Below are 568 nucleotides of genomic sequence, written 5' to 3' on the forward strand. Positions count from 1 at the left end.
TGGAATTTAAAGCTGATTATTCCAATACTGGAATCTAGTTCTGTCACTAGGCTAACCCATCTTTGGAATTTGTCAAATTTCCCTCTATCTATCTGGAATCTTGATGCTCTTATTCTTTCACAGCCTCTTTACATATGAATCTATATTTAAAGATTCCAGATATATTGGATATGGCATCAAAGATTCCAAATGCCTCTTTACCACCGTCTCTCGATGCTGGAGGGCAAGCGGTTCTCGATGCGAGGGTAAGGTCTGTTTATCTGAGCCTATCCGTGCAGCGTTCCCATAGGTTCCCTTACTCAACGATCAAAAAGCCACCGAAAAGCAACCTATATGCCCCTTTTGGGCAATTACACAGGCCATCTGTCCCCGCTTTTAGCCTTATTCTCTATCCAACACGCGGCAAGCAATCGAAAAGCAATCTAAAAGCAATCTTTGGAGGATTTCATGAGTCAATTTGTTCTGGGTTTGGATATTGGTTACTCCAACCTGAAAATGGCAATGGGGTATAAAGGTGAGGAAGCTCGCACAGTCGTCATGCCGGTGGGGGCAGGTCCATTGGAACTGA

Annotated in this window: 1 pseudogene; it reads left to right on the forward strand. The window is 43.7% G+C overall.

Annotation, left to right across the window (positions count from 1 at the left end):
- Nucleotides 1-447 precede the first annotated feature (447 nt).
- Nucleotides 448-568, forward strand: a pseudogene (locus R8N47_RS27250) (plasmid stability protein StbA); the annotation flags it as partial.

It is taken from the genome of Vibrio sp. 2132-1 (genome assembly GCF_033344315.1).